General features: G+C 58.4%; 9 protein-coding genes. 5 read left to right on the forward strand and 4 right to left on the reverse strand.

The annotated features are described in order from the left end of the window. Positions 1-401 precede the first annotated feature (401 nt). From VNM72_06360 to VNM72_06375, 4 genes are all read right to left on the reverse strand, one after another. Complete coding sequence (locus tag VNM72_06360) at positions 402-2,243, reverse strand: alkaline phosphatase (protein ID HXF05022.1); 1,842 nt, start codon at positions 2,241-2,243, stop codon at positions 402-404. A gap of 1,369 nt (positions 2,244-3,612) precedes the next feature. Further along, positions 3,613-4,287, reverse strand: coding sequence for an HAD-IA family hydrolase (locus tag VNM72_06365; GenBank protein HXF05023.1), 675 nt, complete (start codon positions 4,285-4,287; stop codon positions 3,613-3,615). A 402-nt stretch (positions 4,288-4,689) separates the two neighbouring features. Beyond that, a complete protein-coding gene (locus tag VNM72_06370) occupies positions 4,690-5,664 on the reverse strand; it encodes a DUF523 and DUF1722 domain-containing protein (GenBank protein ID HXF05024.1) in 975 nt (324 codons plus the stop codon). Positions 5,665-5,719: 55 nt separating this feature from the next. Further along, a complete protein-coding gene (locus VNM72_06375; protein HXF05025.1) occupies positions 5,720-5,863 on the reverse strand; it encodes a hypothetical protein in 144 nt (47 codons plus the stop codon). Positions 5,864-6,920: 1,057 nt separating this feature from the next. Between VNM72_06375 and VNM72_06380 the strand changes: the two genes are divergently transcribed. The 5 genes from VNM72_06380 to VNM72_06400 form a co-directional block, all read left to right on the forward strand. After that, positions 6,921-8,663, forward strand: coding sequence for a phosphoenolpyruvate carboxykinase (GTP) (locus VNM72_06380; GenBank protein ID HXF05026.1), 1,743 nt, complete (start codon positions 6,921-6,923; stop codon positions 8,661-8,663). Between the two features lie 510 nt (positions 8,664-9,173). Further along, on the forward strand, positions 9,174-10,937 hold the full coding sequence (locus VNM72_06385; protein HXF05027.1) for a sodium:solute symporter: 1,764 nt from the start codon (positions 9,174-9,176) through the stop codon (positions 10,935-10,937). 67 nt (positions 10,938-11,004) lie between these two features. Next, positions 11,005-12,111 (forward strand): galactose-1-phosphate uridylyltransferase, encoded by a 1,107-nt coding sequence (gene galT / locus VNM72_06390; protein HXF05028.1) that lies wholly within the window; start codon positions 11,005-11,007, stop codon positions 12,109-12,111. Then, positions 12,108-13,118: an inositol monophosphatase gene (locus VNM72_06395; protein ID HXF05029.1), complete on the forward strand. Its 1,011-nt coding sequence runs from the start codon at positions 12,108-12,110 to the stop codon at positions 13,116-13,118. The genes galT and VNM72_06395 overlap by 4 nt, the downstream gene beginning before the upstream one ends. Before the next feature lie 36 nt (positions 13,119-13,154). Then, positions 13,155-14,481: galactokinase family protein (locus VNM72_06400; protein HXF05030.1), on the forward strand; the 1,327-nt coding region annotated here is incomplete at its 3' end.

Below are 14,481 nucleotides of genomic sequence, written 5' to 3' on the forward strand. Positions count from 1 at the left end.
GGAGAAGGCTTGCTCGCTGGAGGTCACGGGCTCGACCTGACGCGCGCCACTGGGCGCCTTCGCGCAACTCGCAAGCGAGGCCAAGCTCCAGCCGGGGATCCGTGATGACAGCAACAGTGTCTGCGCCCTTGCGCGAGGCAGGCAACCGATTCTTGCCGCCCCGATGCGCCAGCTCGGGCGCCAACCATCAAAACAGTCGAAAGTGGTGACGGTATAAAGTCAGGGAATCATTGAACGGAAGCCAAATTAGCGGCAGAATGTTTGCCAGCCAGTCAATGACCTCTCAACGGTCGGGCGTTATCTCCTGCATAGATCCATGTGCCCTTCATTCTTGCCTGAGGAAATCTCCATGCACCACCTCGATCTGAAGCGCCTGTTCAGATCGAGGTGGTGCACCGGACTTAATATCTACCACCTAAGGCAAACAGGATCTTGAAGAAGACGTCGGTGTTGTCCTGCGTTCCCGTGAATAGAAAGTCGCCAGGGCCAAACGCTGACAAGGGAATATCTGAGGCCGTGTGCACCCCATTTGTTTGCCTCTGGACGCCCGACAGGCCTGATACACCACTTTCGATCTGGCCGGTGACCAGATACCCCTTGGGATCACGCGTTGAGTTCGCCACGGCTACTCCGCTGACGATGACTGCAGGCTCCAGAGGAATGGGATTGGAGAGATAATCTTCATTGCGATCCACATTGGCCCCATAACCGATGATCAACTTTTTCTCTGGGTCAGGATTGTCCGGATACCCGTCGTTGTTGGCATCCACATAGTTGGGGTAGTCCCGGTAAGCCTGCGGATAGTCGCGCGCGGCATTGGGATCCATTCCCAACAGAGGTCGCAAGGCCGGATTGCCCACGCCGTTAAGGCTGACACCCCCACACTCATGGTCGGCGGTAACGATCACGAGCGTGTTACCGTCTTGGGCAGCAAACTCTAGGGCGACCCCTACAGCTTTATCAAACTCGATCGTATCCCAGATCCACCGCTCACTGTCCTGCGGGTGAGCTTGCTTATCAATTGAGGCACCTTCCACCATCAATACAAAGCCGTTGGGGTTTTTGTTCAGGACGGTGATTGCTGCTCGCGTCATCTCGTCCAGCATAGGCTGTTTGGGGAACGCGGCCACTACGCTGGGATCGCCGTAGCCGAGTTTGTCGAACGCCACGTTCATATTCCCCAAGTGGAAAAGACCCAGCAGTTTCGTGGCCGAGGCTGCTTGCGCTGCCAGCTCCTCTCGATCTTTCACGTACGTCCAGCCATCGTTGATGAAATCTCGGAGCAAATTGCGTTCCGGATCAACGCGGTCGGGATTGTCAGTGGATGCCGAACGCCGAGAACCGGGTGTACCCGCTGGCAGAAACCACTGGGCGCCACCTCCCATGAGCACAGTCAGGCCCGTATTGTTCCGCTCGTCAAAATACTGATCGCAGATCCCCGTCCCTGCTCGTCGGTCGGAGGTGTGGACAGCGAAGGCGGCCGGAGTTGCATCCGACACGTCGGCAGTGGTGACCAAACCTAGACTCTTGCCAAAAAAGCGGTGCAGATACTCGGCCAGATGTTCTTTGCGCGGATTGTCGAAGGCGTGGGCTGTGTTGTCCGGGAAAACCCCCTCCTGATTGTTGGCCGCCTTATTGCCGGTGGAATAAGCGTCGGCCCCAGGAGAAGAGTCTGTGACCAAAGCATTCAGCGATGAGGTCATGACCAGTCCGGTCACAGGCATCTTATCCATATTCAGCAACCCATTGGCCTTGCCCTCTGTCACCCCCTTGGAGACGATGCGGGCGGCCGTACGGTGCGCAATACCCATGCCATCCCCAATCATGATGATCACGTTCCGCACAGCAGGCTTCCGACCACGGAAATCCACGACGTCGAAGAAGACTTTCTCCGTGGTCGAACCGCTACTATCGGTTACTGTGGCGCTGATTTCGGCGTTCTCCATCGGGTTCGGGAACGAGAGACCACGCAGTGTGACAGAGTTGCTGGCCGGATCGAAGACGGCGCGACCCGGAAAGAGCGTGTTGACATCTATGCCATTGATCGTAATGCGGAAGGAAGCAGCGCTCAGCGTCCCCGTGACGTCACTGGCCTCCACCCGCAAATCAAATCGCTGATTGATGATCCACTTGGCCCGGTTCGGGGGCATGATACGAACTTTGGGTGCCGCCAGGGCATCAGTGGCGAGTAGCATGCCCAGAGCGGCCAACGTAGCTACAAGCGTCTTGCGTGCATTCATCATAGTGGCCTCCTTGAGTTTGATTTTCGATAAGTGAGGTGAAACTTCTTCGGGACGTTTATTGATCGCCTCCTCGGCTTATTGAGAAGGTCTTGCCTCGCAGGGGATGGCTTGACCTCTTTCCCAGCCGGGGCGCTATCGGTAGTGAGAGACCGCACCGTCAAACGAATGAGTGACACCGTACCATCAGCCTCCTCTCGATTGCCCAGGGAGAGAATGCCGATCACAGTGATAGGGCCCGAGATATACCTCAAAGGCGAACCAGGCTTAGCGCTGACGATGTTCACCCGCACTACATCGTAAGGCAGCATTGTCACCCCACCGCAATCAGGGCACAGCTTTAGCGGACGTGCCGCGAGGAAGAAGTGATCAGGACTCATGTGCTCCTGCTGCACCATATAGCCGATCAGTCGCACCGGCTTGCCATCCAAAGCTCTCAGCTTCGGCGAGAACTCCAGCCCCTCGACGGAGACTTTGCTGAAGAACTCGTGAAACTGAATAGTCTCTGGAGGCGTAGGATAAGAGCTTGTCTGAGCCCACGCGCCTCCAAGCAGATTGATGAGCACCGTGACGCAACCAATTATCGGCCATGCGTTGTGACGACTTGAAGTCATACCGTTCTCCCCCCTCGAGTCCCAGAACTACGATCCGTCGCTGTTCTCATCATCGCCTCAATGCGAGCACGCATTATATGCCCTCCATGTGACGCGAAAATTAAAGCATCGTTAAGGGTGTTTAAATTGTGATCGCCTGATCGCTTGAGTCTGAACGAACCAGCCTTTCCCCGAGCGAACCTCAAAGACTCCTATCCGTGAAGTTCGAGCAGATGCTGACAGGGATTATGTGAGGAGCAATCCCTCCGGCAGGGAGATGGACGATCGTGACGGACTCGGCTCGCCCTTGCGCCTGATCGCGCGCCCCGACGAAAAACCGATCAGCAATGGCTGTCAGCGATTGTTGACCACGGCGAATGCGTTTGACTACGCCATCATTCGAATCGGAGCCCTACAGTCAGGGGTCGCGGTGCAGTCTGGAGACAGCTCCGAACTGATGGAGCTAACGGTGGCCGCTCCCCTGCTGATGCTTATCCCAATGCCGAATCGAGATCCTGCATTTTCGTCCTGTTACCGGTACGCCCCATCGTGCTTCCTGTCAGCGGCCGCGCGAATCGGAGATTGGCAGCGCCTCTGCTCTTGAGTGTGGCACCCCGAAAAAGGTCGTGAGCCCATCACCCGGGAGTTGGAGGCGTGAATTCGGTCGGATCCCTTCTTCAGGGACTCGCTTTCCTCTGAGACTCAGACCCGGAGGCCACCGTCTCGACACATCGGATTTGATCTCGGCCGTCAGTCCTCCGCGGACGTGAGCTGCGAGGTCAACAGCCAAGGAGATCGGCCAACTCTGTCAAATCGCGGACCTCGCAGATTGGCATCGGTCCGCCATGACTGACGCGTTCACCTTTACGATTGATCCACACGACCGGGATGCCCAGTCGGGCGGCGGGCATGACGTCGTGGAAGTAACTTTGTGCCGCGTGCAACAACTTCTTTGTTCCCGCACGGGCCATGGCCTCACGAAAGTGTGCGGGCGCGGGCTTATATGATTTAACCTGCGCAGCCGTCACAATCAGATCAAACGTGACGGTGAAGTGTCGTCGGGTGGCCTCCAGTAAGTCATCATCCACGTTGGAGAGAATGCCTAAGGAGAACCTGCCGGCCAACCTCTGCAGGGCGGGGTTCGTGTCGGCAAAGGGTTGCCATTCGGGAAGGCTCCGGGCGAGGAAGCTCGCGCGGTCAAGATCAATGTCCCACCCTAACCGCGCGGCCACTCGTTGTGCCGTCAGCGTCAGCACATCGCGGTAGGGTCGGTATGGCCCCGCTTCGACTGCTGGCTCCTCGATCATATAGGCGGCGATAATGTCGCGGGCATTGAGCGTGCGCCCGGCCCGAGCCGCTTCCGCTTGAAATGCGGCCACAATGCCGCGCTCCCAATCGATGAGGGTACCGTAGCAATCAAAGGTGATGATGTCGAAGGCGGGGAGGCGCATCATCCTTACCTCACTCAGCCTCTCCGATACACGTAAAAGCCTCAGCATGAGGCCAGAAAGCTGTCCCTATGGCGTCAACTGTGTCCTGGACGAACGCGGTCATATAGCCCGTGGCACTCGTCTTTCGCGTGCTGTTATTCAAAACCCATACAGCTCATCGGAGATCAGGGGCTCCAGCCCGAGGGGATGATTGCACTCTCTCCGGCACCAGAAGACGCCACTATTAGGAATTAAGGTCTGGACCGTCCAGCGCATACTCATCTTATATCATCGCAAGGGCAGGCTGTGGTCTGACCAACAACTTCAGAAATCTTGTCGTCCCCGGACCTGCGCTGCCCGCTGGGAGGACGAGCGCCTGTCCAACAACGTCCGAAGCTGTTCCGCGATCTGTCGAGCAAACCGGTATCATACGGACAGCGGTCGCCCTCGACCCGAGTCGCTGATTTCAACGAGCGCCTCAGGATACGGCTCGAAGAAAGTTTGCTCCATGAGATACGTGTTCTCAAACCGGACGACCCAGGCGCGCAAGATGCTGACGACAGCGCTCAGAGGGATCTTTCCCTGACGGTACATCTGAAGGGACTGAAGGAAGAAGGCCTTTTCCTTGCCCGACAGCTTGTCGGAGAAGTACCCCAAGCCATGCTGGAGGACGTTGATAATGGAGGGAGTCCTGGCCGGACGCGCCAACGCGGCCTGGAAGTGCGTACGATATTGTTCGATGACGTCGGCGATGGGCTTCCTTTCCGGATTGGCCACGATGCGACCAAGGTTTCGGAGTTCTTTCTGACTGTAAGCCATCAGGAGGAATTTGTTGGCCGTGTGAAAGCGAATGAGCGCCTTCATCGAAGGCGAGGTGGCGACCGATCGGAGACTCGCCAGCGCAAACAGCTTGGTCAAAAAATGCTCCCGGATTTTGAAATTCGTCAGCCGACCCTCATCCTCGATAGCCACACCGGGAAACCTTTCTAGCACGGCGCGCGCGAAGAAGCCGGATGTCAGCTTAGTGGCGGCGCCCTTCTGGACGCCAAGGTATGCCCTGACATCTTTGATCCCACACGACGGCGAGCGACTCTTCAGAATGAACCCATCAACGGCGTCTAGCGAAGCGAGAAACCGTTGGGCGAAGCGTTGCATCCGATCCGACAGATCTAAGTTGGTGGCTGGTTGAATCAGCCGCTGCTGACCCTTGACGACGATAATGCGTACCGGCTCACGGGGCACGCCCAGGCCGATTTCCATTTCGGGGCAAACGGGTATGAGTGTGACATAGGGCGCAAGTTGTTTGACGAAGCTGTTGGGTATGACCTGCCCGTCGAACCGGCAGGGTTGAAGTTCAAGGCACTGACTCAGCACCACAACAGGTTTGGCGAAGTCTCTCATCTTTCCCTTCTCGAGGAATACCCCAGGAGCGTACGCCTCCAGCGTGCTCGTTGAGCTAGCCCCACACGGGCGCTCCCGGATTTTCCTCGTTCGTGGCCAACATCCGGTTCATGAGTGATGCCAGTGACGTTCCCGGGGTGCGCAGGTCTCCCGCCTGCTTCTTCTTCAACGAGCGCGGGCCGGAAGCCCGTGCTCCCATGTCTTCATCTTCATGGATTGCACTCGCACATGGATGATTCCCTGGATGAAACTGCCGGCTCGCCTGAGCGAGCAGCAGCGCCGCGAATGGGGCTGATTCCTTCTAGCACCTCCCTTCTTCAAGTCCAGTGCGCGGTCATTGAGAGTCGAGGCTCCGTTAACCCGCAAAATCAACCGCAATGCGCCGATTAAGAATCCTACCCCTTTCCACCGTCAATGGAATCGCACATTATCAAGCCCGTCCAAGCAAGTCAAGCTGGAGGCGCTCGCTGAGTAAATCAGCAAAGGTTTGGAGGACGCACCCATGTGTTGGGTGGGCCGTCTAGGCCACCTCAGTGCCAAACAAGGAGAGCGCCACCAAATCGGCCAAGCCTCGTCAACTGCGCTTAAGCGCCCGTCCCCTGATCGTTCATCGAGGCTCTCGTACATTTTTCGTCAAGCAGGAGGCCCGTTCCTTCAATCCGTTGCGCGAGTCAGGACATCTTCAGCTTGGAAGCGAAAATCTTCCGTTTTTTTCCGCAGTGAGGATCCGAAGCCACCGCCGGGCCCGAGCACCCCAGGCGCTGTGCGTCGCATGCCTGGTACCACGCGTTCTGGGCAACGCCGGCTAATCTCTGTCCTTGCGTGGCCGCGTGACTGGCTGCTTCCGTCTGCATCCGGCGCAGTTTCCCGTCTCTGCTCGGTTAACCGCCCGTGCTCAATCTCACCGTCGCGTGGGTAGACGGAGGGGATCACCCTGGCATACGAGCACTGGTGAACCCAACGGACTGGCATGCATAAATGCCTAACGCATCTGTCCTCGAGATGTATGGCCAAAGACAGGAGAGGAACTGTCAGATAAACGCTTCTGTGCGTGACTGACCGGTACGCCCTGTCAGATCTCGCAGAGGTGCCTGATCCTGAGGGACCTTGTTCCGAAGGTAGAAATGACGTCTCGGTCTCAGGTATAATCACTGCCCTTATGAATGAGTCTGCCATGTGTTGCATGATCCTCCTGCATTGCCCAACCGCTGGCGGACCGTCAAAACACAGGCTATCCATTACAAGGGAGGTTCGCTATGATTAACCGAGCACTCGTAGAATGGATCGAGGAGGTAGCGAAACTGACTACGCCCGAGCGCATTCACTGGTGCGACGGATCGGAGGCGGAAAATGAAGACCTCATCCGGCTCATGTGTAACGACGGCACACTCATCCCGCTGAATCAGCAGAAATACCCCAACTGTTATCTTCATCGCAGCCACCCAAACGATGTCGCTCGCACCGAGCACCTCACCTTCATCTGCACGCCGAACCGTGACGACGCCGGTCCGACCAATAACTGGATGTCGCCCGAAGAGACGCGCGACCGTGTGGGTCGGCTCTACATGGGGTGCATGAAAGGGCGAACGATGTACGTTATTCCTTATCTCATGGGTCCGCCGGGATCACCTTTCAGTGAGGTCGGCGTGGAAGTCACCGACAGTCCTTACGTCGTGGCCAACATGCGGATCATGACGCGTATGGGAAAAGTCGCGTTAGAGCATCTTGGCCCGTCCGACCATTTTGTCCGAGGGCTCCACTCGCTCGGCGATTTGAGCCCGGAACGACGCTACATCTGCCACTTTCCCGAAGAGCGAATGATCTGGAGCATCGGGTCGGGATACGGAGGCAATGCGCTGCTCGGCAAAAAATGTCACTCGCTGCGGATCGCCAGCGTTGAAGCGCGGGACGAAGGCTGGCTGGCTGAGCACATGCTGATTGTGGGAATCGAAGACCCTGAGGGAAACGTCACCTATATCGCCGGCGCATTTCCCAGTGCCTGCGGCAAGACCAATCTGGCGATGCTCATTCCGCCCGAGGCGATGAAAGGTTACAAGGTGTGGACCGTCGGCGATGACATCGCCTGGATGCGGATTGGCCCCGACGGTCGGCTATGGGCCATCAATCCGGAGAGCGGATTTTTCGGCGTCGCTCCGGGAACGAGCTGGAAGACCAATCCAAACGCAATGGTGGCGCTGTCGCGCAATTCGATCTTCACCAACGTGGCACTCACCATGGAGGGAACGCCGTGGTGGGAAGGAATGGGCGAGCCTCCAGCAGAAGCCTATGACTGGCAGGGTCGGCTCTGGCGGCCCGGCAGTAAGGAAAAGGCCGCCCATCCGAATGCACGTTACACGGCTCCGGCGCGTCAGTGCCCTTCGATCTCGCCATACTGGGAGGATCCTCACGGCGTGCCGATCTCGGCGATAATTTTTGGCGGACGTCGGGCGCGCGTGGCCCCTTTGGTCTACGAGGCTTTCAGTTGGCAGCATGGCGTCTTCGTCGGTGCCAGCATGGCCTCGGAAACCACCGCTGCGGCCACCGGCGCAGTCGGCGTCGTCCGACGCGATCCGATGGCCATGCTTCCATTTTGCGGCTACAACATGGCTGATTATTTTCGTCACTGGCTGGAAATCGGTGCGCGCTGCCCGCACCCGCCGAAAATTTTTCACGTCAACTGGTTCCGGACCGACGACGAGGGGAATTTTCTCTGGCCAGGATTTGGCGAGAATCTGCGCGTGCTCAAGTGGATCGTGGATCGCGTCAACGGGCGAAGTGAAGCCACTGAGACGCCGATCGGATTAGTCCCTGCGCCGACGGCTCTGGACCTGGAAGGACTTGCCCTGTCGGCGGAAACGCTGCACCAGCTCCTGCAGGTGGATCGCGGTGCCTGGCGAGAAGAAGCCGATGCCATTGCCGCCTTTTTCCGCCAGTTCGGTGACCGCTTGCCAGAACCCCTGTGGGAGGAGCACCGCCAGCTCCTTGCGCGCCTCGGCTAGGATATCGAGGTCTGCCGATGGGTAGAGCGTCAACCATCTTCGCCCTGTGTATTCACAGCGGCGCCTGCATGATGTGGCGCTACACACGGTGTCCTCCCCCCGAGGCCGTCGGTACGAAATGGAGCGATACACCCGGAATCACACCTTGACAGTAATCAAGGTGAGGGTGAACAGGCGAAGAACTCATTGCGCAAAAAGCAGAGCAAGGGCGGGCCGATTGCCCGTTGTCGCCAGAACCAACCATAAGCTACGCCGAAGAAGGAGAACTCATCGGTTGGATATCGGCAAGCTAAAGCACTTGTGGTTTGGACATCTCACGGAGTTCAATCTTATGACGTTGACTGCCGCCAAGGGCGTAAGGCAAGCCGGACTTGACATTTCGCTCCATTATTCCGAAAATAGGCGAGAAACGTGCATGAATAATCAGAGTTTGCTCAAAAATGTGAGTAGATACTTCGAAATCGCTCAGAAAGCGGCAGTCAGCGGATCTTTGCCACAGGAGAACGGACGATGGCCTTACTGGACTGGTTGGTGATTGCCGCTTACTTTGGTGTCGTTCTGGGGCTGGCCTGGTGGGTGATCCGCCGGGGTCGAGAGACGGCCGATGACTACTTTCTGGCCAGCCGGAATTTGAGCTGGTTCATCATCGGGGCTTCGATCTTTGCGTCAAACATCGGATCGGAGCATCTGGTCGGGCTCGCCGGAGCGGGAGCGACAAGCGGTGTGGCGCTGGCCCACTATGAGCTTCATGCCTGGTGTTTGCTCGTGCTGGCCTGGGTGTTGGTTCCGTTTTATATTCGCTCGCGCGTCTTCACCATGCCGGAGTTTCTGGAGAAACGGTTCTCACCGACGGCTCGATGGGTGCTTTCGATCATCTCACTCGTCGCGTATGTTCTCACCAAGATCGCCGTGGGCATTTTTGCCGGTGGAGTTGTCTTCAGCACGTTGTTGCCGGAGATAGAACTCCGCCTGGGCGGATGGACGTTCAACAGTTTCTGGGTGGGATCGTTTTTGGTCGTGATTCTGACGGGCATTTACACAGTGCTGGGTGGATTGCGAGCCGTCGCCTATACCGAAGCGTTACAAACGATCATATTCGTTGCGGGGTCGGCAACGTTGACCATATTTGGATTGATGAAACTCGGTGGCTGGTCGGAATTGCGGGCGGCGCTCGATCCCGACCTGTTCAACCTGTGGAAGCCGCTGGTTCCGCCGGGAGTGGAGGCGACCTGGGAACCGGTGAAGGAGCCGGGACGGATGGCCTGGTATTTCAACGATAATTTCCCTTGGGTGGGGATGCTCTTCTGTGCCCCGATTATCGGATTGTGGTACTGGTGCACGGATCAATACATCGTGCAGCGGGCGCTCGGTGCCCCGAATGAACGGGAAGCACGGCGCGGTAGCATCTGCGCGGCTTTTTTGAAGTTGCTGCCGGTGTTCATCTTCATTATTCCCGGCATGATCTGGCTGGCGCTGGCCAAGACGGGTCGGGTTCCCGAATTCGCCTCAATGGTTGATGGCAACGGCAATCCCGTCAACGAGTACGCTCAGGCGGCGTTTCCCCTGATGGTCAAATATGTTCTCCCGACGGGCGTGCGGGGGCTCGTCGTCGCGGGACTGTTAGCGGCGCTGATGAGTTCGCTCGCTGGCGTCTTCAATGCGAGTTCGACGCTCTTCACCATTGACCTTTATCAAAAGCTCCGTCCGACGGCATCGCAGCAACAACTGGTGTGGGTGGGCCGCGTGGCCACGGCGATCATGGTTTTGATCGGCCTCGTCTGGATTCCCGTCATTCAAGGGGCGAAGGGGTTATACGTTTATTTGCAAGGCGTCCAGGCTTATCTCGCGCCGCCGATCTTCGTGGTTTTCTTTTTCGGTGTTTTCATGAAGCGGCTTAACGGCGCCGGGTGTCTGGCTGCTTTGATCGTCGGATTCTTCCTCGGAATTTTTCGTCTCATCGTGGACACGCCGGTGAGTTTGAAGCTTGCCGGATTCGAACAGGGGTACCCGGAAGGATCTTTCTTCTGGTTCGTCAACAACATTTATTTCCAGTACTACAGCCTCTTCATCTTTCTGGTGTCTGTTGCCGTCATGATCGGTGTGAGCTATCTCACCAAGCCGCCCGCGCCGGAGCGGATCATCGGCCTCACCTATGCGACGCTCACGGAGGAACACAAGCGGGAATCTCGGATGAGCTGGAATCATTGGGATGTGATTAGCTCCGTTGTGGTGCTGCTGTTCATCCTGGCCGCCTATCTCTATTTCACCGGGTAAGGGGCGCGGGGGGACGGCGAGAAGGTTAAAAAAGGGGGAACACGGTTGGTAGGAGGAGTCGTCAGCCATGCAGAAAAGGCTTGTCGTTGAGTCTCCCCGTCAGCGCGAAACAAGGACGAGGAATGTCTCCGGAGTGTGGGAGGAACGCTGGCATCCGCTGCGTCAGGAGTGGGTCATTGTGGCCGCGCATCGTCAGGATCGTCCCTGGCAGGGAGAGACCGTGCCGACAGAGCCGAATTCCCTGCCCGACTATGTCCCCGACTGCTACATGTGTCCGGGCAACGTTCGGGCCAGCGGAGCCCGCAATCCTCGCTATCAGCAGACCTTCGTCTTCGACAATGATTTTCCCTGTGTGGGATGGGACGCACCGGAGGTGCTGGAACATCCGCCGGGAATCTATCGGAATCGTCCGGCGCGAGGGAGGGCTCGCGTCGTGTGCTATAGCCCCAAACACAACGTGACACTGGCCGAGCTGGAGGTGGCCGACATTGTGAATCTCCTCGCGGTGTGGAAGGATCAGTATCTCGAACTCGGCCAGCATCCGGAGGTCGCTCACGTCCTTATCTTTGAAAACAAGGGAGAGGTTGTCGGCGTCTCGAACCCTCATCCGCACTGCCAGATTTACGCGACCAATTTCGTCTTCAAATATATAGAAACCGAGGTGCAGGCCAGCCAGCAGCACTTGCGGGAGACCGGCCGCATCCTCTTTCAGGATATTCTGGCGGCGGAGCGTCAGGATGGGCGGCGCATTCTCTGCGAGAACGACACGGCCATTGCCTTTGTTCCCTATTTTGCCCGTTATGCCTACGAGGTCTTTGTAGCTCCTAAAGCGACGCATCCCAGCCTGGCGTCGCTTCCGGCCGAGCAGATGCACGATCTGGCCGACGTGCTCAAGCGCGTGCTCGTCAAGTTCGACAACCTCTGGCAGATGCCGTTCCCTTATGTGATGGTGTTGCATCAGGCTCCGACCGATGGAGGAGACTACAGCAGTTTTCACTTCCACATCGAGTTTCATCCTCCGCTGCGCAAGCCGAATCTGTTGAAGTATCTGGCAGGCCCGGAGATCGGCGGCGGGAACTTTCTGAGCGACACCTCGCCTGAGGAGAAAGCCGCGGAACTGCGCCGCCAGCCGGATGTGCACTACAAGCAGCGCAGCAAGGAGACGCATGCGTGAACGGCAGCGTCGCGGAATTGCTCGAACCCCTGCTTCGCCTTCATGAGGAGATTCGACAGGCCGTCGTCGCGGCCTGCGAGCGACATGCTCCTGAAGAATTAGCCGACATCGCCGAGGACGATGTCGGAGATACGATCTATGTCGTTGATCGGGTCGGGGAAGATGTGCTGGTGGATTTCCTCGAGCGGGAAATCGCCACAAGAGCCCCGATTGTCCTCATCGCGGAAGGACTCGCGGCAGGCCGCATGATCTTGCCCGAAGGAGCGGACGAAGCGGATGCCCGGTGGCGCATCATCGTTGACCCGATTGATGGCACGCGCGGGCTGATGTATCAGAAACGCAGTGCCTGGATTCTCACGGGGGTCGCTGCCAATCGAGGACCGGAGACCGATCTTCAGGATATCGTCCTGGCCATTCAAACGGAGATCCCGTTGGTCAAGCAACACCTTTCCGATCAAGTCTGGGCCATTCGCGGTCAGGGTGTGTCCGCCCGACGGTGGAATCGTCTCACCGGCAGGAGCGAGCCGCTGCGCCTGCGCCCGTCACGGGCCCGCACGATCGCTCATGGCTTCGCTCAAATCTCCCGATTCTTTCCCGGAGCGCGAGCCCTGCTGGCGGCTCTCGATGATGAGATCGCCGAGGCCGCCGTCGGACCTGTTCAACCCGGCAAGGCGCTCTGTTTTGAGGATCAGTACATTTCGACCGGCGGGCAGCTTTACGAGCTGATGATCGGGCACGACCGCTTCACGGCCGATCTGCGGCCGGTAGTGGATCGCTCGCCGTCTCGGAGCATCTGCTGTCATCCCTATGACATCTGCACCGAACTCATTGCCCGGGAACTTGGCGTTATTATCACCGATGTCCAGGGTAATCCCTTGCGAGCACCGCTTGCGGTGGAACCGGACATTGCCTGGATAGGCTATGCCAATGAGCACATCCGGGCCGAGATCGAGCCGTTGCTTCAGGCAGCGCTCCGGCGACGAGGATTCCTGCCAGAGGAACGATGAAGGCGACCTGAGCCGCACCGCCAAAGGTCGCTCTGGATGACGCGGATGGAATATCGAATCGTTCACGGCGCGACGCACGGTTTGTCGGATGTGGTGAGGCTGATCGAGATGCTGAACATGCTCGGTCACCATCCGGTGGGCGAGGTTCGGCGGCTCTTTGATGGTCTCTCCGACATTGTCATCGCCCGAGCACCGGGCCGACTCGACGTTATGGGGGGCATCGCCGATTATTCCGGTTCCCTTGTGCTGCAACTTCCTCTGAGCCGGGCGACGCTCGTCGCGCTCCAGCGCGATCCCGAGCGCCGATTGACGATCGTCAGTCTGCGAGCGACGGGCGCAACCTCATTTACCATGCCGTTGAGTGATTTTGAATCGGGGGCGGCTCCCATCGGCTACGACGCCGCCCGCGCCTATTTTCGGCGCGAACCGGACCAGCAGTGGGCCGCCTATTGTGCCGGAGCGTTCCTCGTCCTCATGCGCGAGCGGGGAGTCAGCTTCCCCGAAGGCGCTCGACTGCTCATCGTTTCGGATGTGCCCGAGGGGAAAGGCGTCAGTTCCTCGGCGGCTCTCGAAGTCGCAACCATGATGGCCATCGAAGCGGCCTTCGACATTTCGCTTCCACCGGAGGAGACGGCGCGACTTTGTCAAATCGTCGAGAACCGTGTCGTCGGCGCACCCTGCGGCATCATGGATCAGATGACGGCTGCTTGCGGGGAAGCCCATCGCCTGCTGGCATTGCTCTGCCAGCCGGCAGAGGTGAAGGGCCACATCCCCATCCCTGACGAGATCACCTTCTGGGGAGTGGATTCCGGGATTCGCCATTCGGTCTCGGGAGCAGATTATACGTCGGTGCGCATCGGAGCCTTCATGGGGTATCGGGTGATCGCCGACCTGGCCGGTCTCACGTGCACCCTGGACGAGAGCGGAATCGTTCGGGTGCATGACCCGCGCTGGCGCGGATACCTGGCCAATATCACGCCCTCGGAGTTCGAGGAGTTTTACGCCGGGCGGGTGCCGGAGTCGCTCGTTGGTGCGGACTTCCTCAAGCGCTACGGGGGCACGACCGATTCAGCGACGCGACCATCGCCGACAACACGCTATGCCGTGCGCACGCCGACGGCACACCCGATTTACGAGCATTTCCGCGTGCGCACTTTCGCCGAACTGCTCACAGATGTGACACCCACGCGACTGGAGCTGCTGGGCGAGTTGATGTATCAATCCCACGTCAGCTACGGGGCCTGCGGCCTGGGATCGGAGGGAACGGATCTGCTCGTTCATCTTGTGCGGCAGGCCGGTACTGCTCGTGGCCTTTACGGAGCCAAAATCACCGGCGGGGGCAGCGGAGGCACAGTGGCTGTAT

The organism is Blastocatellia bacterium (assembly GCA_035573895.1).
Lineage (GTDB): Bacteria > Acidobacteriota > Blastocatellia > HR10 > HR10 > DATLZR01.